This is a genomic window from Deltaproteobacteria bacterium (assembly GCA_026388415.1).
Lineage (GTDB): Bacteria > Desulfobacterota > Syntrophia > Syntrophales > JACQWR01 > JAPLJV01.
The window spans coordinates 25,561-49,276 of the sequence record JAPLJV010000015.1; the positions used below are offsets into that span (position 1 = coordinate 25,561).

Genomic DNA, 23,716 nt, shown 5'->3' on the forward strand with positions numbered 1-23,716 from the left:
ATGGTATGAGGGATAAATAAACCGATGACAAAGAGCACGGACGGTAAGGCATCTACCACAAGATTGGATTACTTGTTGGAATGCCTCCTTTCCTTAGGGGCTACAGGACCTAATGGATTCGAAGGGCTTATCCGTGTTTTACTTGAAAAATGGACCAACCAAACATTTCGTCTTGCAAGATCAGGAAGCCAATCAGGAAAAGACACGACATCCGAGAATCCGAATGGATGTGTCATTGCCGCGGAAATGAAGCGATATGAGGAAGGGACTTCGTTAAGCCGTCGGATGCTCTTAGGTGAACTTTCAGAAGTGATCACGGGTCTTCCCGATTTAGAACTTTGGGTGCTCAGCACAACTAAGGAAATTGGGGATAAAGAGGCAGAGGGCATTCGTGAGTTGTCCGAAAGGCTCGATGTAGAAACTCTCATCATAGATTCCCGTTCCACCGGTATAGGACCGATTCAAGCCTTTTGCGCGAAATATCCGGACATCACTTTGAATTTTTGCATTGTCAATGGGGATCATATTGATTCAGAAAAATTAAGTACCTACCTGAATGATATTCAGGTGCATCCAGCATACGCTGACGCAGCAGATAGCCTAAAACGAATGTTGGATGCAACCCTCCTTGGTCGAAGTCAGACTCGCCAAGACTCGTTACGATGGCTCACAAAGCAGGTTAATAGCCGAGTCCAGTCATGGGCTGTCTTCCGCCAAGATATCGCTTTGCATGATGGAAATCGGGTACCTGCCATTGATCGGACTAAACATAATGAGCAATTTGATGATTGGTGGCAGAACAAAAGAACGAAGAGTCCGCACTGCATCCTCTTGGGAGAAGAGGGTACTGGTAAGACATGGGCTATAATCTCGTGGCTAATGACGCGTTTCCGAGAAAACAATGGGCCGATCGTCTTGCCCGTGACTTCCTCCCAGCTCACATCAGCAACCGATCTTCAAACACTCCTTGCCGGCATCCTTGAAAACCGCTTTGGTAAATCCATCACATTTTGGCTGAGGCGTATAAACCATTGGCTGGAACAGGCGGCTTCAAATGGTCCCATATTCCTGCTTTGCCTTGACGGCCTGAACGAAAAACCAGATTTCCCATGGAAAGCCATCATATCACAATCTGTTGCTGAGGCGTGGATTGGTAAGATTGCAATTTTAATGACAAGCAGGCCAGAATACTGGAAAGAACACGTATCTTATGGTGTGTCGGGTATCCAAATTATTACTACAGAAGGATACGGCGACGAGGAGCTGAAAATCATCCTTGGGAGAGCTATGCTGAAGATTGAGCAGATACCGAAAGAGCTTTACTCGTTAATCAAGAAACCACGGTATTGCGATTTGGTCGTCCAGCATTTCTCTGAAATGGTAGCATCAGGAGATCTGACAATAGATAGACTGCTCTATGAAGACTATAAGGATCGCACTGCGAGGAAACAAAATCTTCCCGTTTCTGATGCAGAATTTAACCAAATTCTGTGTAGCTTTGCTCAGCAACATCTAAATGGCGTTAATGGCTTCAGTAAGGCAGAGTTAATACCTTTTCTCCCCACTACCGGCGATCGTACCCTTATTCAAGAAATCATCGATGGTGGCCTTCTTGTGCCAACAGGAAAGCAATCTACCCCCTATCGAGTGGAGAACCGACGGCTCATTTACGGCCTCGGTATGCTGTTGGCTGATGATCTCAAGGAGATAGGAGATAAATCAATAGACTACATAGCCGATCGCATACAGGCGTGGTTGGAACCCCAGTCTGATATGGAGATGAAGGTACAAATCACCGGGGCGGCGGTTTTTTTCAGCACTATTGATACCACTTATCCTCAAAGCGCTCGTAGGGCATTGCTTCGCGCCTGGATTGGATCGCGCAACATGTCGGAAGGGCAGGAACGTGTCATTGGGGCCTATATATCTGACTGCGCGGACGATCTTCTTGCCATTACTGACGATTTTTGGCGATCGTCCAGTGAAGATGGGCTTTCCCACGAACGATTGGCAAATGTTTTTCTCAAACATCGTGATGATCCGAAGGTCAAACCTCATCTCATCCAAGCCACCAAGCGATGGATGAGTTACGTCAATACCAATGGCCAGCTTCTTGAACGAGGGGGCGATAACAAACGTCTGGAAGAACTAAACAGGGCAATACTTGATCGACTAGGCCAGGAACCAAAAGTTGGCGATACTGTCACTTTTCATGGAAGGTCATTTCCTGTGACCGATGATGATGGGCTGCTTCGTCTTGCTCGATTTGCTCTTCTTATTATATCCGGAGGAGACCGACTTCCGTTTATTGAAGCATTTTACTACTGGTCAATCTCGCGACGACTCATGGGAAGACATGCGGAATTGGAAGAAGCCTCGTGGGTGCTACAGCTCGCGGATGAAGACCTGTGGGCTGCCTTTGCACCCACCTTAAATGAGATGGCAACATCCGAAAACGATACGATAAAGAAGGCAGCAGATCTTCTTTTAACATGTCTCGGCAATCGAGAGGCTCTTGCACTGAAGGAAAAACATTTGGCCAATCTTTATCCTTTACCGGAGTGGTGGATTGAGCATCTACAAGATCCATGTAAGAGTATCTTTGCTCTCCAGCGCAGTGGATTTGAACCATGCATGGCAAGGGAGGATCTTGACATCAAACATCTCCTTTGGAAGATCGATAAGAAGTACCTGCCCGACCCTCAACTAAGAGCCCCTGAATCTTTCATAGGGCGTATTGCTGACGAGACATTAACGCTTCCAGTGAGTGGTTATAGGACGGCTTTTGGAACAACGAGCGAAGACTGTAAAATTGAACAATTCGAGACAGCCCTGGCCCGGTTTGCCCCTTCAATCTTTGGCGATTTGATGCGGAAGATTGTGCAAAGCATCAGGCAAAGAAACGAAAAAACCAGAAAACCGCTACTTACCATCCTCCCCCGCTTGGGGCTTATCCTACGCGATCCTGAGATCGCCATAATCCGAGAAACAATTTCTACGCAAATCAACACAGCAGAAGAAGAAACTGAGAAAAACTCCTTTAATTATGGAAAATATGCTGAAGCCGAAGCGGCTCTTGCTCTCGTTATGCATTTAGATCCGGTGGACGTGGCGGAGTTAATTCTTGGGAGGCCCGACGAAGCAGTGGATCTTGTACCTCTTGAACATTGGTTTGAACTGCTGCCTGATCAAACCATAGTCAGCTATCTTGATCGATTGCTGGTTGAACCCAATGAAACGTATATAACCAGGCTCCTATGGATCTTGTGCGAATCGCAGCCCTCATTGACCGATGGACAGCGTCATCGCATAATGCAGCTCATTGAGAGTGGTGATGAGATTTTGCGCTTTTCTGCCATCCGATTTACGTGGGCAACGAAAGACAAGGAATTGATAAAGTGCATATTAACAAATAGTTATTCTTTGCTTCATCCCGAAAAGAGCCAGGCGGATAATTTCATTGCTGAGATTCTATGCCGTTATGGGAACGAATTCCATTTCGATCAACTTAGCCAAAGACTGCCGCTCTCCAGACTTGGCTGGGCTATACATCGGAGAGGATTTCAGCCTGAGGAAATAACAGTATATGCCCAATGTCTCAATTCTGTATGTAATAAACTTGTTGGGTGTAAAGACATCGTAGGAGACCGTCTCATTAATGCAATTATTAACCTGTCCGATGATTTGGATGTTTCTTTTAAACAGTATCAAGAAGTGCCGGCTGACAAAACGGTCCATTTCATTTCATCCGCATTAACCTGGGGAAGCCCTCCATCACTTTCTCCCGACGATTGTAAACGTCTTATGACGCAGGAATCTGCTGAACAGTTCCGGGAACGACAGCGTGCTTTCCGCGAAAAGATTGAGAGACTGACGTCGCAAGACGAAACTAGGTGGCAGTCAGATCAGTTCAATACAGATGTATTGGAACGGATTTGCCGCGATTATCCCCAGATGGTCGAGACTTGGGTTAATGGAGTGGGGGAGAACGATAAGGCATTGTTTTTGTGTGAAGGGTTCTACCAATCTTTGTGCGCTGCGCTGGCTAACGAAGAACCGTCTTTAGGATTTAAACTCTGGCATTTAATTCAGAGCAGGCCTGTTTTAATCCACTTTATGGAATCCAGAGCCCGAACCGATTGGATGACTTGCCTTCCCTTCGCAGCACGGCCTTCAGAAAAAGCAAATATGGCCAGAAGGGACCTGCTTGATCGATGCTATAGTGATATCGAACTCTTGAAATTAGCGAATGCAGCCGGTGCGTACGCTCGCGAAGATTGGATTGTTGAAGAGGCACGTCAGTTGATCAGGTCACCTTTTCTGTGGCGGCGTGTGAAAGGCCTCATGTTATTTTGCCTGGCCAATACAGAAGGCAATATCGATGAAATGATTTCTCTTTCTGACATTCATGGAACATGGGTTGAGGAACGCATTCCCACTATTCGCTATTATCATTCAAGAAATATCTGGGCAAAATATTGGTACAGCCGCTTTCTTTCTATAGAAGATAATGACGAGGCATTTGCCAGCTATCACCTGTTTTTGAAATGTGCAGACCGCAGATGTTACCTTTGGATGGATAGATTCGAAAAAGTAGGAGAATTGAACCACACATCTATTCCAAGCAGGATTAAGTTCTGCATTACCAATGAAGAACAGCTTAAGCGGGCAGTTGAAGAAAACGAGAAGGACCTTAAAAATCATTTTCTAACGGTCAAGTTCGACAAAGGTCAATTATTACCGTTCATGACAGCGGCATGAAAGATCATATCAGACCCTGATATTTCGTTCTTCCAAGATCGTCCGCTGGATCGTCAACGTATGACTCTCCGTTGCCTGGCCCGACTTCTCAAGCCGAAGTTGTGGACCGTCATCAAAGGTAATCTCGATCCCGGTAATGCTGAGTGGATGGGCGTAGGAGCCAGTGTTGTAATAGCTCCCGTCGGGTTAGAGCTTGATTAGGACCCTGTTCAATACCAATAGATCCTGGATAAAATAGGATTTGACATTTTTCCACTACATCGATAGATTATATCTATGAAAGTAGCGGAAAAAGATATTGTTGTCCACGGAATGCTGGACGACGAATACGGGCGCTGCCGCGAGGTCATCGAGGCTCTTCTCGCCAAAGTGGTAAACTATCCCAAGGGCGCCCTCAATGTCCGCAGGAAACAGAATAAGGGAAAAGAGTACGTCTATCATTACCTTGTCCGGCGCGACGGGAAGAAGATCATTAACCGGCACATATCTGAAAAGGAACTGCCGGAACTTCAGAAGCTTATGGAAGAGCGGGAAAAATGCCGGAAGGAGATACGGGCGTACAAGAAACGCATGGCCTATCTGGAAAAGCTTTTGAACAAACCGAATCCGGGAGGTGGCCGTCACGAACTTGCTGCCCGATAATATCTGCCGTAACGAGTCGGATCGGCAGTATCTTCCGGAGAATGTGGCCTGTATCGTTGGCGATATCAGGAACAGGGATCATCTGGATCAAGCTGTGGCCGGCGCGGATGTGGTGATCTGTGCCTTCGGTCCGCGTGAGCCATACAAGGAAGTCTTTTGCGGCGACGTTACCGGCAATGTTATTGAATCCATGAAAAAACATGATGTTGACAGGTTGCTCTTACTATTTTTTTCTGTCCGCTCCTGCTGCTGTTTATTAAGATATACCTGACGTCCCCTGTGCCCATGAACCGGGCACAGTGGTTAGTGAAGCAGAGGCTTTTACCCGCCGCTGGCAAATTCCTTTTCAATCCTGAGCATGGCCTCTGCCAAACGATTGTCGGGCACCGTGAGCGAGATGCGGACATAGCCTTCCCCGTACTGGCCATAGGCATTGCCTGCCGCCACCACGACCGCCGTTTTTTCAAAGAGCCGGTTCGTAAATTCCAGGGCCGTCATACCGGCCGGTACGGGCACCCAGAGATAAAATGTACCCTTCGGGGGATTAAAATTGATCCCGATCCGCCGGAGCGTTGCCAGCACCAGCTCCCGGCGCTTACCATAGATATTCAGCATCTTGCTGATATTATTTGTTTCCTGCTTCAAGGCCAGGATCGCGGCATACTGGATGGGGTTAAAGATGCCCGAGTCGGTGTTTTCCTTGACCTTGCTCATCGCGGCAATCAGGTCGGTATTTCCTGCTGCCATGCCGATCCGCCAGCCTGTCATGTTGTAGGGCTTGGAGAGCGAATTTAATTCCACGCCCACTTCCTTGGCTCCCGCAGCCGTTAAAAAGCTTAACCGCTCCTGGCCGTCGAAAAGTATCTCGCTGTACGGATTGTCATAGCAGACGGCAATATTGTGGGCCTTGGCAAAAGCGACGGTCCGGTCGAAAAATTCCCTGTTGGCGCAGGCGCCCGTGGGATTGTTCGGGTAATTGAGGAACATCGCCGTGGCCTGCGACAGAATATCCGCGGGAATATCTTCGTAAACGGGCAAATAATTATTTCTGGCCAGGATCGGCATATTGTAGGGAATACCGCCGCCCATCAGGATACTGGAACGGTAGGCGGGATAGCCGGGGTCCGTCATCAGCACCACTTCGCCACTGTTGACGCGGGCCAGGATGAAATGGTGGCAACCTTCCTTGGAACCGATCAGCGCGAGCACTTCATCGGCGGCATTCAGAGCTACACCGTAACGCTCCTGATACCAGCGGGCCACCTCCTGCCGGAAGGCCAGCATGCCCTTTTCCTCGTCCGTCGGGTAGCGGTGATTTTCCGGATCCCGTGCCCGGAGACTTAATTCATCAATAATGCCGGGCGGTGTGGGCTCCACGGGATCACCGATGGCGAGGCTGATGACATCCACCCCCTCGGCCCTGGCCTTCGCAATCTTCTTTCTCAATTCCATAAACAGGTACGGCGGTATCTTGGTTAAACGTTCGGCTGTCTGCAAAATATCTTCTCCTTTACTCTCTTTTTATTTTTTGTAGGCTTCTTCCCACAGCAGGCCCTGATAAACTACTTTGGCGCCGCCCTCGAGATAAACGTTGCCGTAGCCGGCGGCTGTCTCCTCAAAATAAATCTTCAACCTCTCGCCACTCTGCACGATCACCTCCACGGGGGAGGACGTCAGACCTTTCCGGGCCGAGACCAGCGCGGCGGCCACGGAACCGGTGCCGCAGGCCAGGGTTTCATCTTCTACGCCCCTTTCATAGGTGCGCACGGCAATGGTATGGCCGTCCAGTACCCGGACAAAATTGGCATTCGTGCCTGCCGGCTGGTAATGCTCATGGTAACGGATCATACGGCCGGCGCCAAAAACATCAAAACTCTCCAGGTCATCCACGAAGTGAATAACATGGGGGACGCCGGTATTGATGCTGCTGACGGGAAGCGACCCGGATTCTGTCTGCAGATCATGATGCAATTCCAGGCGCGTAGGTTCGGTCAGGCGCAGTTTTACCGTCTCCCCGCTCACGGTGGCATCTATAATGCCGGCCACCGTTTCAAAGGACATTTGCGCCGGGGCAATTCCCTTGAGGAAGGCAAAGCGGGCGGCGCAGCGGCCGCCGTTGCCGCACATCTCCACCTCGCTGCCGTCGGCGTTGAAAAAACGCCAGCGGAAATCAGCACAGGTTGATTTCTCAATGATGATCAGGCCGTCCGCCCCCACTGATCCTTTCCGGGCGCAAAGGGTTTGGACAAATTCGATCAGGTCGGAAACCGTAAGCTCGCAGTTGCGGTTGTCAATCAGGATGAAATCGTTCCCGCTGCCGCTCATTTTATAAAATTCAATCAAATCACACCTCTTATTATTTCCAAAGCTTGCCTGCCCGATGGAAACTCGTAGATTTTGTGCGGCGAGTATATGAAAATAGCTTCCGTGTGTCAAGATGTTGGGAGACAATTTGGCAGACAATTAATGATCAGATCCGCATAGCTGTCCGCCGCCCCGCTGTTGGACGCCACCAAACGACGTCCCGCTTCACCCCGCCGGGCCATAGCTGACGGATCGGCCATCATCTTCAGGATGCCCGTAAGCAGCTCGTCGCCATCGTGCACGGTAATCCCGGCGCCCGCGTTTTCCAGAAGAGCCATTTCCTCACGGAAATCATCCATGAAGGGACCGTAAAAAACTATCTTGCCCCAGGCGGCAGCCTCCATGATATTCTGCCCGCCCTTAGGAACCAGGCTGCCTCCGCAAAAAACCACCGTGGCCAGGCCATATACCTTGAAGAGTTCACCAATGACATCCACAACTATCACGCGCTCATCGCTGCGCTGCCTACCGCCCATGATCTCGGCCAAAGTGATTATGTCTCCCAGCCCGGCCTCACGGGCCAAGGCAAGGACGGATGGCGCCCGCTCGACGTGGCGCGGCACTACAATCAGTTTACATGCGGGATAGGTGTGCAGAATCTTTCTGTAAACTCCGATGATAATCGCTTCCTCTCCCTCATGGGTGCTGCCGGCCACCAGGACCGGATCGTCGGCTCCGACATTCAGGCGGTTTTGCATCTCCGCCAGCAGGGCGGCGGAGGTTTGCGCCGCCAGACTATCGTACTTCGCATTGCCGCAGACCGTTAACCGGTCCGGCGGCGCTCCTATACTCCGGAAACGCTCCGCATCAAGCCCGGAAATAACGCCGACCCCGGCGAAGCTATCAAGGATGCCCTTCCAGAAAAAACGTGTCAGCTTATAGCGGCGGAAAGAACGAGGAGAGAGACGACCGTTGGCCATCACAACGTTAACCCGGCGCTCCCGGCAGTAACGGATAAAATTCGGCCATAATTCGGTCTCCGTAAGCACGAAGATGTCCGGACGCACGGCCTTGATTGCCCGGCGGACGGCGCAGGGGATGTCGAGGGGATAGTAAATCAAGGCGTTGGTGGCGGGAACGATCCGGCGGGCCATTTCCTGACCCGTATCCGTAGTTGTGGAAAGGATGATCGCCGCTCCGGGCAGCCGCTTCCGGAGAGCGGCAATGATGGGAGCGGCCACGGTAACTTCACCGACCGAAACGGCGTGAAACCACAGGCGGGGACTGCCGGTCAGATCGGCAAGGATGGCGGGCGGCAGAAAGCCGAGGCGCTGGCCGAATCCCCGCCGATATTTCCCCGTTCGCATCATCTTGACCGCATACCAGGGGACCAGAAACAGGGCGGCGACCCATAAGAAAACATTATACAGTAGCAACATGCAGTGCCTTTGCAATTACCTCTCCCGATAAAATTACTAAACACCGAGGATGGCTTCAGTATCACGCCAATCAGGGAAAGTGCAAGCAAAAGAGGGACACTACCGGGGAAGATAAGGCCATACGATGGCCTTGAAAATTAAAATGACTTGAATAGCGGGCAATATCTGTTATATAGTCCGAGTAGCCCCCATGCTCGGCGCGGGCACAACGAAACATGAAAATCCCCCCTTAACCCCCCTTTGGTAAAGGGGGGATGGGGGATTTTCATATAAAATCAAAGGTAAAGGAAAACCATGAAGAAAATTGCCCCTTCCATTCTTTCCGCCGATTTCAGCCGCCTGGCCGAAGAAATTGCGGCCGTTGAAAAGGCCGGCGCCGACCTGATCCACATTGATGTCATGGACGGGCACTTTGTCCCCAACATTACGATTGGCGCCGGCGTCATTGCGGCGCTGCGTAAGACGACCCACCTCCCCTTTGATGTGCATCTGATGATTGAAAATGCCGACCGCTATATAGAGAGCTTCGTACAGGCGGGCAGCGATATTATAACGGTTCATGTCGAAGCGACGCATCACATCCACCGCACTGTCACCATGATCAGGGAGCTGGGCGTCAAGGCCGGCGTTTCCCTGAACCCGGCCACCCCCCTCGGGCAGGTGGAGGAGATCCTTGCGGCAGTGGATCAGTTGCTCATTATGACGGTAAACCCCGGGTTTGGCGGGCAAAAATTTATTGCCGGCGTACTCCCCAAAATACGCCGTGCGAAGGAAATGATCAACGCGACTGCGCCTGCCGTTTTAATCGAAGTGGATGGGGGGGTTACGCTGGACAACGTGGCTGCCATCGCGGCAGCCGGGGCAGATATTCTGGTTGCCGGCGCTGCGGTTTTCGGGCAGGGCAATTACGCCCAGACGATCGGAAAGATGAAGGCGCTGCTCAATAGCTAAATTTAAGCAGGGGCAGGTTTGACGACCTCGTCAAAAGTCGAAAATGCCCCAAAATCGTCATTCCGGTGAAAACCGGAATCCAGTAATTTCAACGCGTTACAAAAATTCTGGACACCGGTTTTCACCGGTGTGACGACTTTTGACGAGACCATCAGGTTTGAAATCTGCCCCTACTTATCTATCCTACTTGCTGTAATCATAGACGCCTTTGCCGGTCTTGCGGCCCAGACGCCCCGCTCGCACTAACTTCCTCAGCAAGGGGGCTGGTTTGTACTTGTCTCCCAATTCCCGATGCATCCCTTCCATGATATGGAGCAGCGTGTCGTTGCCGATCAGATCGGCCAGGGCCAGGGGCCCGATCGGATGATTGCAACCCAGGACCATGCCCTTGTCAATATCTTCGGCGCTGGCCACTCCCTCTCCGAGGGTAAAATAGGCCTCGTTGATCATCAGGCAGAGGATCCTGTTAACCGCAAATGCCGGCGCCTCGTTGACGATGATTGCCTCCTTGCCAAGCGCCTTCCCCCAAGCCAGGGCGGTTTCCAGCGTTTCAGCAGAAGTTTCGTAGCCCTTGATCACCTCCAGGAGCTTCATGACCGGGACCGGATTGAAAAAATGAGTGCCGATAAAACGCGTCGGCCTCTTGGTAATGGTCGCCATTTCCGTAATACTGAGCCCCGAGGTGTTGGTAAAGAAAAGGCAATGGGAGGGCACAACAGCCTCCAGCTCCGCATACACCTTCTTTTTGACGTCCATCACTTCGATGATGACTTCCACCACTACATCGGCGTCTCCCGCCGCTTCCTTGATGTCAAGGGTGGGTTTGATCCGACCCATGATGGTATCCATCTCGGCCTGGGTTCTTCTGCCTTTTTCCACATCGCGGCTCAGATTTTTACTGATCGCCTTCATGCCGCCATCAATAAATCTCTGCTCTATGTCCCGCATGGTCACCCGAAAACCTGCCTGCGCACAGACCTGGGCGATACCATTGCCCATCAAACCAGCCCCTAAAACACATACTTTTTTAATCTCCATTGTCTTGCTCCTTCCTGTACCTGTGTAAAGTTGTTTTTTCTCACGTACCACTATTAATGCAAACACACTTCCGCTAAAAAACGCTCCAGCATAAGCTGGGGATTTCTTCCCGTTGATCGCAGGGCCAGGTCCATATCGGCCAGATATTCCAGATGCCCAAGGAGGACATCGTAAGGAAAAAGCCCCGCATTCTTGAGCATGCGATAGACTGCATAGGGATGCTGCCCACACAGGCTGCCCACACCTTCTTTATCCTTGCCGCCCAAAGCCTTGATCGCCGGGTAAGTGCTCGCCTGAAACCGGCTATAGTCCATACCGGGTTTATAAGACGTAAGTTTCCCGGACTTCAACAGCAACTGGGCGTAAAGAAGCAGGCGAATCTCCCGGGTGAGCATTTTCATGATGACTAAGTGATGAACGCCCTGCTCCAGCAGATCCTTCAGGATGATAAGCGCCTGCGGCAGTTTTCTCTCCACGAGGGCGGCCGTTAATTCAAAAACCGTATCCTCTTTCGATTTCCCGATCGCCGCTTCCACATCGCGCGCCTCTATCGTGGTCGCGCCGCCGGTATATATGGAAAGCTTTTCCAGGGCCAACATGGAGTCGCGCAGATCAAACCCTGTCTTTTTGCCGATGGCCTCCCAGGCGGCCGGCGTTAATTTCTTGCCCCTCTGGTCCAGGAACTCCTGTGCCGCCTCGAGCAGCAGGAACTTTTGTTTCGCTTCATTCTTGGCCTGGGGGAAGTAAAGCACTTTCCCGGAGGCGGATATTTGCTTGAAGATCTGCTTTCTTTTGTCAACCGCCGCCGCCGTTAATATGAGAATGTTACCCTCCGGCAATCCTCCGGCCAGAACTTTGCTCAGGCCTTCCAGATTATCCCCGGCCGACGCGGCTGTTTCCATACCGCGTTCCACACAAATTGCGACCACCCCGGGCAGCCATTTTTCCCTGTCCTCGCCGCTGTCGCCTTCCACCGTCTTCTGCCATTCCGAATCGCCAATCCTTTTCCAGGCCCCATCCTGAAAATCGGCCAGTTTCCAGCCCGTCAGCTTGAGAAATTGGAGAAAATCGCCAGCCGCCTGCGTGGGGTTGGTATCTAAGCGCTCGCGAATCTTTTGGATAAGGCCGGGTAAAATCTTCCGGGATTGGAAAAGAGTGGTATTCTTTACGGCCACAATCTTCCGGCCGGGCAACAGCGGCACGGTAAGGAGGGACTGGCAAATGGCGGCGAAATCCTCCTGCCCTCCTTCCACGTAGAAAAGGTTCAGCTCCCGGTCCGCCGGGGGAAGAAGTAGCTCAATGATCTTGTTCAGCCCTTCCTGGATCAGGTATTCTTCTTCTCCATAGAGCAGGTAGCAGGGGGCAATATCGCCCTGTTTGATGCTGTTTAAGACCCTCGGTAAGGTTTCCGTGCTTTCGCCCGGTTGCATGTCCATCAGTCAGCTCAGACAATAACATATTTCTTGATATATTTTACCACTTCCTCTGGTTCATCAATAAGCTCGAACAGGGCCAGGTCAGACGGGGATATCTTATCGTCCCGCAGCATGGTCGCCTTGATCCAGTCTATCAGCCCCCCCCAGAATTCACTACCCATCAGGATGACAGGGAAGCTTTTTATCCGCTTGGTCTGGATCAGGGTCAGGGCCTCGAACAGTTCATCGAGGGTACCAAAACCGCCCGGCAATACTACGTAAGCCATGGCATACTTGACAAAGAAGACCTTGCGAATAAAAAAATACCGGCAATCAAGATTGATATTGGCATAGGGATTGGGTTTCTGCTCGAACGGAAGATGGATGTTCATCCCCACGGATTTGCCCCCGGCTTCCGCGGCGCCTCTATTGCCAGCCTCCATGACGCCCGGACCGCCGCCAGTTATGATGCTGAATCCCTCTTCCGCGAGCCGATGGGCCAGATATTGCGTCTTTTTATAATAGGGGTCATCCGGTTTGACGCGGGCCGAACCAAAGATGGAGACCGCATTGCCCAAATCGGAAAGCGACTCGATCCCATCTACAAACTCGGCCATGATGCGAAATATGCGCCATGATTCCTCGACGGACAGGGCATCTATCAGGTATTGTTTCTCAGTCAAAGCACCTACCCCATGTTAAACGGGCCCTAACCCCGCCAAGCGGGATAAGCAAGTTTACGAAAGCAGTTTCCGCTAACCCCGATGAACGGGATAAGTAAGTTTACGAATTTACTTTCTTGCTGAAAGCAAATTCTAACTTACTAAAAGCGCAGAAAATGCTTTCTAACTTGCTAAAACGTTCGCCGTCTCTGCACCTTGGCTAATCTTCGTCTCGCCTCGATGGCTTTGCGTTTTTTCTTGACCGATGGTTTCTCGTAAGCCCTGCGCACCTTCAGTTCCTTGAAAAGGCCGCTTTTCGACAATTTATTCTTCAGAATCTTTAAGGCCTTCTCGACGTCATTATCAAATACTTTTACTTCCAATCCCAGTCCTCCTTATTTACCATATGTAAAGAGATACGCTCCCTGTTTGCATTCTCTCAGGCGTTTGGCCGCCTGTATCGGCCTTCCAACGTACTCAAAACGTTTATCGGCATTTGGGCATAAAAAAAGGGCAGTACGGCATTGCACTAAACTTAGTGCCGTCGTCTACCCTAACTGTGGCAAATATATTAAATCACGCTCCTTACTCGGCCCTTGCTTGGCCTTTATTCGGCGATGATACGCTCCAACGCCCCCAGAAACATCCCGTTTTCCCTCTGGGTTCCTACTGTTACCCGCATACAGTTTTTAAAGTTACCGGCAGTAGGGAAATGTCTGACCATAATCCCCTGTTCACGTAGGGAAGCGTATACTCTATTCGTATCATAAAGGCAACCAAAAAAAATAAAATTTGCCGCCGAGGGGTAGGGCCGAATGCCCGGCAATTGTTGCAAGGCGGAAAATAACTGCTCTCTCCCCCTGACAATCTCCGCTGCCTGCGCTAAGAATACCGCCTCATGATCAAGGTAGAACCCGGCTGCGGCCTGGGATAAGGAGTTGATGTTGTATGGCAGCCTCACCTTGTTCAGTTCGTTCACCAAGGAGGACGCGCCGATCAAAAAACCAATCCGGAGCGCCGCCAGACCCATTTTAGACAAGGTCTTCAGAATGACCAGATTTTCATATTTTTCCAGGAGCGGCAGAAAAGTCTGTCCGGAAAAATTGCCATAGGCTTCATCCACGACGATTAGTCCGGGCGTCTTTTCCAACAGTGCTTCCATTTTTTCCCGGGAGAAGCAATTTCCGGTGGGGTTATTCGGAAAGCTCAAAAAAACCAGCCCGGGCGCATAAACATCCATCAGTTCCAGCATGGCCGGCAGGTCGAGGTCGCAGCCGTTCTCCAGCGGCGCTTCTATGACCGTATGCCCGTTATTCACGGAGCTGATCCGGTACATCGCAAAAGTGGGAACAGGCGTCATGACGCGGGTAGGGGCGAGAGATGTACAGAGTACCTGGATCATCTCGTTAGACCCGTTGCCGGCGATAAGCATATCCTCCGCAACGCCGTAATTAGCCGCAAACCTGGCCAGCAGTGTGTGAGAACCGGCTCCGGGATACCGATTTAACGACACACGACCCAGAGCCGCCATGAATTCATCATGGAGTTCGGCCGGAAGGGAAAAAGGACTTTCATTGGCATCCAGCTTGATCGGCAAGATGGAGGTCTCGGCGACATAGGCCTTCTGCCCCCGTACCTCGTTTTTGATAAGATCATCCAAACGCATCGGCAAGATTGGCTACCTTTCTTAGAGAATTATGGAAAAATTACCGCATCCAGAATTCAGTCAACATCAACTTCCGCTTCCTCGGCCAGAAACTCATTGTATTCGGCCAGATCCAGCAAGTCACTCAACTCCTCCTCAAACTCCACTTCCACAACGATCATCCATCCCGTATCGTGGGGATCACTGTTGACAACACCGATGTCATCCAGAAGGTCTTCATTCACGGCGACAACCTCGCCGCTGACAGGGGAAACGAGATCTGTCACCCCTCTGGCGGCGGCCTCAATGGCGCCGAAGGGTTCATCCCGTTCGAGGTAGGATTCCACCTCGGGCAATTCGATGGAAACAGCCTCGCCCAATTCTTGCTGGGCATAATCGGTAATGCCGATCGTGGCCAAATGGCCCTCAAGCCTTACCCATACATGTTCACGACTGAACAGCAAGTCATCCGAAAATACTTTCATGGCATAATATCCTGTGTTTTTATTATAATACGGTTAAATTCTTGGGTACGCTGGTTAATACCTCGCAATCATGCTCCCGCACCAGAACCGTATCCTCGATCCTGATCCCCCATTGGCCGGGGAGATAAACCCCCGGCTCAATAGTCACTACCATCCCGGCGGCCAGAGTCGCCTGCGAAGAGGCCGCAATCCGGGGCGGCTCATGCACATCAAGCCCGATGCCATGCCCCGTCCCGTGAGAAAAAAAGCGTCCCAGACCGGCTTTCTCCATGCAGTCCCGGGCAATATGGTCAATCTCCGCGCAGGCGACCCCTGCCTTTACAGCCGCCAGCGCCCGGTCATGGGCGACTCGGACTATCTCATAGACCTCCTGGAACCGGGCAGACGCCTGGCCCAATATAAAGGTGCATGTTTCGTCGGAATGATAGCCCTCAATAACAGCCCCATAATCAATGACCAGCGCATCTCCCGCCATTAATTTTCTTTTCCCCGGGGTCGCATGCGGCAGGGCGGAGTTCGCCCCGGCGGCTACAATGGTCGGAAACGATGCCCCCGCAGCGCCGCTTTGCCGCATCCGGTATTCCAGTTCCAGTGCGACTTCATCTTCCCGCAGGCCGGGCCTGATTATCTCCTGCATCGCCACCAGCGCCCGGGAGGCCGTAACCGCCGCCGCCCGTAGCAGGGCGATCTCTCCTGCGTCCTTGATGGCCCTGATGTTGACTAAATCGCCAGTAAGCGGGGACAGACGGAGCGCCGGAACTTTTTCTTTCAGTTTGCCGTGGACTTCAAAACTGAGCGCCGCGGCCTCAAACCCAACCGCCTTGATCGCCTCACCCGCGATGTTCTCCGCAATCCCCTCCAATTTTTCGCGGTATTGGAAAACCCTGATTCCGACTGCTTCCAGGCTGGCCTGGGTTGTATAGCGACCGTCAACCATAAGCAGGGACTCGTCACGTTCCAGCAGGAAGACTCCATCGCTGCCCGTAAAACCTGTCAGGTAGCGGATATTCTTCATATCCAGAAAGAGCAGGGCCTCCAGATCATCTGTCAATAAGGTCTGCCGAACGCGCTGGAGGCGGTCCGGGAACCGGGCTGCTTCAGGCGGCATAGGCCCTTATCCTGTCAAGATTGCTTAACCAGCGGTTCAGCTCCTTTAGGACTGCGTCCGGCGGTGCGCCCTTCTCCGGTGGGGCGTCTTTCTCCGGTTGCGCCGTGCCGCCGCCTCCGATTTCACTCAACATGGCCAGCGCCCGCTTATTGGTATCATCTTTTTTAATGATTTCTTCCAGAATCTCTGCCGCCAGATCCGTATGCCCCTGTTTCATATAAAGTTCCGCTATGGTTACCGTTCGCATGATGGACGGGGAGTGCTGCGGCGTATCCTCTTCCTGGAGCAGGATTGTCTCGCCGTCAGGCGCCAGGGAATGCAGTTTTTCCGCCACCTCCGTGGTAATAGGCGAATTGGGATTCAGATCCAGGAATTTTCGGTAAAAGGTGATCGCCTCCTGGTTAAGTCCCGAACGTTGGCAGATGTCGCCCATCTTGGCGTAAATCACGGACATCCCATAGATGGCGTCATCCACCTCCCCCAGCAACTGCTTCACCTTGTCCAGCTTGCCCATGCGGGTCCAGGCCTGACAAAGAATTACCCTGGCCTCGGCATCGTCGGGAAACCTTTCCAGCCAATTCAGGGCAAAATCCTGGGCCTCTTTTTGCAGACCCTGATCTAAAAAGGACTCCGCCTTGGCAATAAATACTTCTTTTTCACTACGGTTGCCATAATTCATAGTAATTTTCCCATTAATCCAAGGGATTGCTGAATTTACAACATCATGGAGATGATGGATTGGACGCTAACACAGCCTTTTGGAACGTGTCAAGCAGGAATTCAAGGGGGCAGAAATCCGACATCGTTGTGGCGGCATCAAAATTATCTTGTTTTTTTGCCAGGTTTTGATTTAAGTTGCCGACAAATAACACCCATGTTCGGCGCGGGCACAAAGAAACATGAAAATCACCCCTTAACCCCCCTTTGGTAAGGGGGGGGATGGGGGGATTTTCATATAAACACACAAAAATCAGAGGAATCAAAGAATGAATAAACTTGATTGCGGTGGGAAATTGATAACTGGATTTGTTATTTTTCTCTTCCTCAGCACTGCAACCTTACCTGCTTACGCTGAAAATGGGAACGAATGTGCTGATATTACCAAAGAAAAGGTCGCCGGCACCTTGAAAAAAATGAATATCCCAGTAGTTGAAATATTGGCCATCAAGAACAGTCCCTTGGACGGTATTTGCGAGATAGAGGTCAACAGCAAAGGATCGGCGGGTATCTTTTATACCGATCTAACGCTCAATTACGTGATATTCGGAAGCCTGCATGACACCAGGAATATGGTGAACCTCACTGCAAGCAGTGTTCAGAAACTGCAGGACAAGAAAAGAGTTGATCTGGCCAGGATAACCTTGAATGAGGGACTGGCCATCGGGGTAAAGGGAGCGGCGAAAAAAGTCATAATTTTTACGGACCCTGACTGACCATACTGCGGCCAACTTCATCAGGTGATGAAGCAGATTGCAGACAAACGGCAAGATATCATATTTTATATTAAGTTATTCCCTTTGAGTATGCATAAGGATGCCTACTGGAAGTCCAAAAGCATCATTTGCAACAATTCCATGAATTTGCTTGAAAACTGCTTCGCAGGGAAAAAGATTGACAAGACGGAGTGTGATAACACCGAAGTTGATGAGACGATAAAATTAGCCGATTCCTTAGGCATCACGGGAACCCCGGGCATTGTTCTGCCTGATGGCCGGATGCGTATGGGCGCCCTGCCGGAAAGTGAACTGATTGATTTGATTGACGGAAAGAAATAGTATGCCCTTCAATTGCGTTTAGAGGAACTTAACCATGAAATTCCCAAAATATCGCTTCATCACCCTCGTTACCCTCTTGCTGCTGACCTGTTTTTTTATGCAGGCTATTTACGCTGCGGAGAGAATTGTACAACTGAATATTCCCGGTTGCGGCTCCTGAGGCCTGAGCCAGAGGATAGGTTCTATCCTCAAGACAACAGCGGGAGTCATCAAGCATGAAATACCGCGGGAAAATACTATCAACATCACTTTTGACGATGAAAGCATATCCGCAGACGAGATTCTTGCCACGCTGAAAAAAAATGGCTTGACTGTCAACGGTGCGCCGGTATTGATTAAGTAGGATGCTCTCAAAAAGTCCCGGGGACATCCATTTGCCGGTTCAGGCTTGCCGCCAAAACCATTTGTTAATGTTTTGGTTCAGGCTGCAAGATTGAACCAGCCCCGAGAAACTTTCGAGCAATCGAGGGCAATTAGTGGCTGTCCCCAATTAATTGAAGCCAGGCTGTCACCAACCTATTTGTCATCTGTACAAACGTTATGCGGCGCAGCGCCTAAACCAAAAGGACTCACAGGCCCCGGGGGAGATGCTGCACACTTTACATCGTCACGCAGCACGGGCAGATAAAATTGCGTCGTCCCCAAGGTCTGGTCCCCATAAGAATAGATTCTTCCTTCAATCTTAACTTTTGCCCAATTGGCAAACTGCTTTGCATAAATCACATAAAATTGGGCAAAACCATTGGCATCGGTTGTTGCCGTTCGATTCACTTCGGCAACATTGCCCGGGGTCAAGACTCCATCGCCGTTGATATCCTCCGTTTGTCCCCCCCCGCTGTCTAGGAACCCATTGAGCAACCATTCCGGATGGCCAGCAAAGAAAATTGGATTATTATCCTCATTATAGCACTCGTTCATGGTTGCGGGAGTCCATACCCAATACTCATCTGTGGTCGATACGCAACCGGTATATCTTCCCTTGAGATACGTTACAGGTATCAGGCTTGTCGTAACGGTAACGCCGGCCTGGGGATTTCCCGCAATATCAGTAACTAACGCGACAAAGGGAACTCTATATTGTGTAGAGCTATAGTTTTCAATGGTATTGCCTGTGCCAAGAACAACATAAATAGATTTGCTCGCAACAGTGAGAGTGGCAAATGCCGTTGCTGCGGAGCCATCAACGGATGCATCAATTCTAACACCATTTTTAACACTCGGGGAACTGCTGGAAATATAGGTTGTGCTGGCCGTCCCCTGGCTGTCTGTTACACCACTCGGCTGTTTTATAGTGCCGCCGCTTACATCCGTCAAACTAAACCGCACCGTCTTGTTTTTAACCAAGTTACCGGCTGAGTCGCGCAGGACGGCAATAATCGTACTTTGTTCCACTGTGGATCCGGCGGTATTTGTTGAAATCGTGCCGGGAGCGGCCTGCAACGACATTGCAGAAGCGGTAACTGCAACAAATTCAACGGGTGTTTGAATAGTTCCCGCTCCGGATATCGTTGCCGTAATTATCGCCGGCCCGGCAGTTGTTGACGACAGATTGGCCGAGGCATTGCCGCTGCCATCAGTAACGACATTTAGTGTTATAATGCCCCTTGTAGCCGAAAAATTCACTGTCTTTCCCGTTTGAGGAACACCCGACAAAGCATAATGTACAGTAGCGGTGGCCGTACTACCGATATTAATCTCGGTACCCGATGAGGGGGCTGTAAAGGTAAAATCTGTCGAGCTGACACTTATGGTCTGAGTCGCTGTTGCGCCCAAGGCAGATGCGGTGACAGTATCTGTGCCGCCATTTGTTGCCGTATAGGTCACTTCCGCTTGTCCGTTGGCGCTGGTGGAAACCGGACTCGGGCTAAAACTGTTCCCAAGGCTCGAGGTTAAGGTAATTGCCTGACTAGGTATTGTCGCTCCTGCGGAATCCTTTAAAAATAGCGAAAGCTTGGCAGATGTGCCCGAAACTAGAGAATTTTGACCAGTTATCTGCAGTGTTGTGCCTACTACGTCTACGGAAGTTGTACCGGTAATCGAATCTGATGTGGCGGTTATGGTAATCGTTCGTTTGGACTTGTCTCCGGCCGCACTCAAGGTTGCCGTAGCGGTACCACTGGCATCCGTTGTGCCACTGGCAACCACCAAGTTTCCTCCAGCCAAGGGTCCTGCAACAGAAGAAGACGCAAATGTAACTGACTTATCTTTTAATGCTACGTTATTTGCCGTTTTGACAATTGCCGTAAGGGTGACGGTGGACAAACCATCTGATCCAACCTGCGGACTGCTGGTCAGTAAATTCACAAAGCCGGCGGGTTGAACTGTCCCAGACGTTGTGGATCCTCCCGTCGTTCCGCCAGTTGTGCCGCTGCTCGTTGAGGAACCGGTGGTGGCATCCGTCAGGCCGCCGGTACTGCATCCGGAGAGCAAACAAAGAAACGCAATTATTAGCACCGGCATCATCAGTCCGGGGAAACGCATCGCTTTTCTAAACATCCCTATTCTCCTTTCACATACACACGAAGCAGGGCCGACCATATTATTTCCCTACTATCTTGAACTCCCGCGCCAGGCGCTGGGCCTCGGCGATCTGGGCGGGCGACATCCAGACGGTGACTCGGTCCCGCGCCATTTTGGCCTTGGCTTCACCCTGGATCGAGGCCAGGTTGTACCACTTCAGGGCCTGGATTTCGTCCGGCAAAACCCCCTGGCCCTTTTCATACATATAGCCGAGGTTATACTGGGCCAACTGATAGCCCCGCTCCGCCGCCTGGCGATAGCATTTTGCCGCTTCCACATAATCCTGCGGCGTCCCCTCACCCTTTTCGTACATGTAGCCAATATTATACTGGGCTATGGTATGGCCCTGCAGGGCGGCTTTACTGAACCAGTTGAGGGCTTCCAGGTAATCACGGGAAACTCCCTGACCGCTGTAATAGATCAATCCGACATTGAACTGGGAAGCCGCATCGCCCTGCTCGGCCAGTGCCTTCAGTTCCCGCAGCGACTTCGCATAGGCAGACTGAGGCTTGAATTCCCGGGCCAGCTTTTGCGCTTCCGTAATCTGTTTTGGCGTCATTTTCACGGCCAGAGTATCTCTGAACTCTCTGGCTTCCATATCCCCCTGAGCGGCGGCCAGGATGAACCACATGAGCGCCTGGGGATAGTCTTTGTCAATCACTCCCTGTATGCCCTCGGCATAGATGGTACCCAGCGTGGCCTGTGCAAAACCATGGCTCTGTTCAGCGGCCTTGCGCAGCCACTTGGCGGCTTCCCGATAATCCTGAGGCACTCCCCAGCCCTGGTAATAAAGCGAGCCCAGGTTGAACTGGGCTTCGGCGTTGCCCTGCTCGGCCAGCGGCTTCAATTCGCTTACGGCCGCCGCGACATCATCCGGCTTATAGTGTTTCATCCCTTTTTGGTAATTACCCGGAGCGCAACCCGCGATGTTCCCGAATATGGCCGCCATGAAGACCAAAAGAATAAATCTGGCCAGATATTTCATAATGCCTGTCTCCTTGAATGATAACAACCTAACCCCACAACCTCTATAACCCCCAACCCCTTCAAGGTCCGGTCTGAATGCCGGCCACTTCCTGCGGCTTCATGATATTGGGAGTAATAAAAATCAGCACCTCTTCCATGGATTCGCTCTTCCCCTCTCCCTTGAACAGCCAGCCCAATAGAGGAATATCTTTTAACCAGGGGACCCCATTAACATTATCTATGTTTTTTTGCTTGGTCAAACCGGAAATTACGATCGTCTCACCATCCTGCACGATGAGGTTGGTCTCCGTCTGCTTTTTGATGATATAGGGATTGCCGTCCACGTTGCGGCTGGGGTCCACCTCATCCTTCTGCACCAGAATTTTCATCTTCAAGTTTTTCCCGTCAATCACATGCGGGGTAATTTCCAGGCGCAGAACGGCGTTTTCAAATTTAACGGATTTGGTTACGGTGCCGCCGCTGGTATCCATGGTAACAAAAGGAATTTTCTCGCCATTTTCCGTAAAGGCCTTCTGGTTATCCAGGGTGGTGATGGAAGGGCTGGAAAGAATATTAAGCTTGCCGTCTTTCTGCAGGGCATTTAACTGCAAATCAAGAATATTCTCCCCAATTGTGCCAAACATAAGACCTAATGACGCTGAGGCCGTTGAGGACATGGTTGCCGGAAAATTGACTCCGAATCCCTGACCGGCGATCCCCGTGGTGCCGGAGGTGGGCGTATAAGTTCCGGCGAAGGCCGAACCGGGAGACGTGGCAAGGCCCCCAGTACCTCCAGGATTTACATATAAGCCCTGGTTCCCTATCTTTTGCCCCCACATACCGCCCCACTGAATGCCAAGATTACGGGCGGTATCTTTTGTTGTTTCCACAATATTGGCTTTTATTAGTATCTGTGCGGTCGGTTTGTCTATTTTCTCGATAATGGGGAACAACCTGGTCATATCCTGACGGGTGGCCTGGATGATCAGCGAATTACTGTGTTCATCAACCTTTACAGACCCCTGAACTTTGCCATCCTTATCTTTGGGCAGCAGGTCCAGAAGGTTTTCGGTCAGTTTTTTGGCATCTGTATAATCAACATTGACCACTCTCGTGATCAAGGGCTCTGATGATGGCCTGGTCTGTACTGCTTGCCGATCGGCATCATCTTTTTTTATCTTGTCCAGAGTCATCACAGTGATCACGTTGCCAGCCTGTCTTTTGCCCAGACCCGTAATAGAAAGGATGGTATCGAGCGCCTGGTCCCAGGGGACGTTCTTCATCTGGATCGTAACATTACCCTTGACGTCATCTCCCGAGACGATACTTACCCCGGCCAACTCGGCCAGCAGTCGGAAAACGCTTTTGATATTCGCATCCTGGAAGTCAATGGATATCTGATGCCCGGCATAGTTTTTCGACTCCGGCGTCTGTTCACCGCCCACGGCTTTATCTTTCGGCACTACATCCTTCGGAGCGACATCTTTCGGCGTGATAGGCACATTAGTCGCCTCCGTTGTTGCCGGCGGTTTCGGAGCTGCGTCCGCGGCCGGCTCCTTTAACGCCGCGACGTTGAAATCAATGAGGATATTGGGCCCTTCCTGCCGGACGCTATGGGGCACGCGTTCCTTTAAATCAATCGTCAAATATGCCCACTGCTTGCCTTCCAGTATTTTCTGTGCGGGCAAAACGCGCAGGACGTTGCGTAATGCGCCTTCCCCACGCGGAGTCCTTAAATCCAGCGGCACAAACATGTTATCCAGCTTGACCAGCAAGGCGTTTCCCGGCTGACTTTCCACCGTAGCGCCGGACAGTCGTGAAACTGTAATGGTAATCCTTTCCTTCCCGGCCACCGGGCTTTCCAAGGCAATGTTTTCAAGGTATCCCACATTAACGGCCTGCGGCGCCGGAGGCTCGGCCGCTCCCAGGGGGGCGGCGCCCACGCAGAAGAAACTGCCGATGAACATCACAAAACAGATTAATGAAAACATAAGTATGCTCTTTT

Annotated in this window: 21 protein-coding genes and 1 pseudogene; 8 read left to right on the plus strand and 14 right to left on the minus strand. The window is 51.2% G+C overall.

The window, feature by feature from the left end; all coding sequences use genetic code 11:
* The first annotated feature begins 24 nt into the window (after positions 1 to 24).
* The 4 genes from NT140_03850 (at position 25) to NT140_03865 (ending at position 5,674) form a co-directional block, all read left to right on the plus strand.
* Entirely contained in the window at positions 25 to 4,761 is a 4,737-nt protein-coding gene (locus NT140_03850) for a hypothetical protein (GenBank protein MCX5831014.1), read from the plus strand.
* A gap of 60 nt (positions 4,762 to 4,821) precedes the next feature.
* Positions 4,822 to 4,962, plus strand: a complete 141-nt coding sequence (locus NT140_03855) for a hypothetical protein (GenBank protein MCX5831015.1) — start codon at positions 4,822 to 4,824, stop codon at positions 4,960 to 4,962.
* Between the two features lie 75 nt (positions 4,963 to 5,037).
* Positions 5,038 to 5,403, plus strand: a complete 366-nt coding sequence (locus NT140_03860; protein MCX5831016.1) for a hypothetical protein — start codon at positions 5,038 to 5,040, stop codon at positions 5,401 to 5,403.
* The gene (locus tag NT140_03865) at positions 5,390 to 5,674 is read left to right on the plus strand and encodes an NAD(P)H-binding protein (protein MCX5831017.1); all 285 of its coding nucleotides are present in this window, start codon (positions 5,390 to 5,392) and stop codon (positions 5,672 to 5,674) included. Before NT140_03860 ends, NT140_03865 begins: the two co-directional genes overlap by 14 nt.
* Positions 5,675 to 5,724: 50 nt before the next feature.
* Here NT140_03865 and NT140_03870 read toward each other — a convergent pair whose 3' ends face one another.
* The 3 genes from NT140_03870 to NT140_03880 all read right to left on the minus strand — a co-directional run bounded on the left by NT140_03870 (position 5,725) and on the right by NT140_03880 (position 9,161).
* Entirely contained in the window at positions 5,725 to 6,900 is a 1,176-nt protein-coding gene (locus tag NT140_03870; GenBank protein MCX5831018.1) for an LL-diaminopimelate aminotransferase, read from the minus strand.
* Positions 6,901 to 6,924: 24 nt separating this feature from the next.
* Positions 6,925 to 7,746 carry a diaminopimelate epimerase gene (gene dapF / locus NT140_03875; protein ID MCX5831019.1) on the minus strand — a complete coding sequence of 274 codons (822 nt, stop codon included), beginning with the start codon at positions 7,744 to 7,746 and terminating at the stop codon, positions 6,925 to 6,927.
* An 89-nt stretch (positions 7,747 to 7,835) separates the two neighbouring features.
* Entirely contained in the window at positions 7,836 to 9,161 is a 1,326-nt protein-coding gene (locus NT140_03880; GenBank protein ID MCX5831020.1) for a 3-deoxy-D-manno-octulosonic acid transferase, read from the minus strand.
* A gap of 279 nt (positions 9,162 to 9,440) precedes the next feature.
* Here NT140_03880 and rpe point away from each other — a divergent pair, with 279 nt between their 5' ends.
* The gene (gene rpe, locus NT140_03885) at positions 9,441 to 10,097 is read left to right on the plus strand and encodes a ribulose-phosphate 3-epimerase (GenBank protein ID MCX5831021.1); all 657 of its coding nucleotides are present in this window, start codon (positions 9,441 to 9,443) and stop codon (positions 10,095 to 10,097) included.
* Between the two features lie 183 nt (positions 10,098 to 10,280).
* Here the strand turns inward: rpe and NT140_03890 are convergent, their stop codons facing one another.
* The 8 genes from NT140_03890 to NT140_03925 all read right to left on the minus strand — a co-directional run bounded on the left by NT140_03890 (position 10,281) and on the right by NT140_03925 (position 17,129).
* Positions 10,281 to 11,135 carry a 3-hydroxyacyl-CoA dehydrogenase NAD-binding domain-containing protein gene (locus tag NT140_03890; protein ID MCX5831022.1) on the minus strand — a complete coding sequence of 285 codons (855 nt, stop codon included), beginning with the start codon at positions 11,133 to 11,135 and terminating at the stop codon, positions 10,281 to 10,283.
* Positions 11,136 to 11,188: 53 nt separating this feature from the next.
* Positions 11,189 to 12,571: a DNA polymerase III subunit delta gene (gene holA, locus NT140_03895; GenBank protein ID MCX5831023.1), complete on the minus strand. Its 1,383-nt coding sequence runs from the start codon at positions 12,569 to 12,571 to the stop codon at positions 11,189 to 11,191.
* An 8-nt stretch (positions 12,572 to 12,579) separates the two neighbouring features.
* Positions 12,580 to 13,233, minus strand: a complete 654-nt coding sequence (locus tag NT140_03900; GenBank protein ID MCX5831024.1) for a TIGR00730 family Rossman fold protein — start codon at positions 13,231 to 13,233, stop codon at positions 12,580 to 12,582.
* Between the two features lie 170 nt (positions 13,234 to 13,403).
* A complete protein-coding gene (gene rpsU, locus NT140_03905; GenBank protein ID MCX5831025.1) occupies positions 13,404 to 13,595 on the minus strand; it encodes a 30S ribosomal protein S21 in 192 nt (63 codons plus the stop codon).
* A gap of 224 nt (positions 13,596 to 13,819) precedes the next feature.
* On the minus strand, positions 13,820 to 14,878 hold the full coding sequence (gene hisC, locus NT140_03910) for a histidinol-phosphate transaminase (protein ID MCX5831026.1): 1,059 nt from the start codon (positions 14,876 to 14,878) through the stop codon (positions 13,820 to 13,822).
* Between the two features lie 56 nt (positions 14,879 to 14,934).
* A complete protein-coding gene (gcvH, locus tag NT140_03915) occupies positions 14,935 to 15,342 on the minus strand; it encodes a glycine cleavage system protein GcvH (protein MCX5831027.1) in 408 nt (135 codons plus the stop codon).
* 22 nt (positions 15,343 to 15,364) lie between these two features.
* On the minus strand, positions 15,365 to 16,450 hold the full coding sequence (locus NT140_03920) for a Xaa-Pro peptidase family protein (protein MCX5831028.1): 1,086 nt from the start codon (positions 16,448 to 16,450) through the stop codon (positions 15,365 to 15,367).
* Positions 16,440 to 17,129: a tetratricopeptide repeat protein gene (locus tag NT140_03925; protein ID MCX5831029.1), complete on the minus strand. Its 690-nt coding sequence runs from the start codon at positions 17,127 to 17,129 to the stop codon at positions 16,440 to 16,442. Before NT140_03925 ends, NT140_03920 begins: the two co-directional genes overlap by 11 nt.
* 307 nt (positions 17,130 to 17,436) lie before the next feature.
* Between NT140_03925 and NT140_03930 the strand changes: the two genes are divergently transcribed.
* The 3 genes and pseudogenes from NT140_03930 (at position 17,437) to NT140_03940 (ending at position 18,385) form a co-directional block, all read left to right on the plus strand.
* Positions 17,437 to 17,883 carry a hypothetical protein gene (locus tag NT140_03930; protein ID MCX5831030.1) on the plus strand — a complete coding sequence of 149 codons (447 nt, stop codon included), beginning with the start codon at positions 17,437 to 17,439 and terminating at the stop codon, positions 17,881 to 17,883.
* Positions 17,884 to 17,898: 15 nt separating this feature from the next.
* A pseudogene (locus NT140_03935) lies at positions 17,899 to 18,225 on the plus strand (thioredoxin fold domain-containing protein).
* A gap of 34 nt (positions 18,226 to 18,259) precedes the next feature.
* A complete protein-coding gene (locus tag NT140_03940; GenBank protein ID MCX5831031.1) occupies positions 18,260 to 18,385 on the plus strand; it encodes a hypothetical protein in 126 nt (41 codons plus the stop codon).
* A 356-nt stretch (positions 18,386 to 18,741) separates the two neighbouring features.
* On the opposite strand, the gene NT140_03945 is transcribed toward NT140_03940, so the two are convergent.
* The 3 genes from NT140_03945 to pilQ all read right to left on the minus strand — a co-directional run bounded on the left by NT140_03945 (position 18,742) and on the right by pilQ (position 23,702).
* Complete coding sequence (locus tag NT140_03945) at positions 18,742 to 20,721, minus strand: Ig-like domain-containing protein (GenBank protein MCX5831032.1); 1,980 nt, start codon at positions 20,719 to 20,721, stop codon at positions 18,742 to 18,744.
* Positions 20,722 to 20,764: 43 nt separating this feature from the next.
* Positions 20,765 to 21,730, minus strand: a complete 966-nt coding sequence (locus tag NT140_03950; GenBank protein MCX5831033.1) for a tetratricopeptide repeat protein — start codon at positions 21,728 to 21,730, stop codon at positions 20,765 to 20,767.
* Between the two features lie 61 nt (positions 21,731 to 21,791).
* A complete protein-coding gene (gene pilQ / locus NT140_03955; protein MCX5831034.1) occupies positions 21,792 to 23,702 on the minus strand; it encodes a type IV pilus secretin PilQ in 1,911 nt (636 codons plus the stop codon).
* Between the last annotated feature and the right edge of the window lie 14 nt (positions 23,703 to 23,716).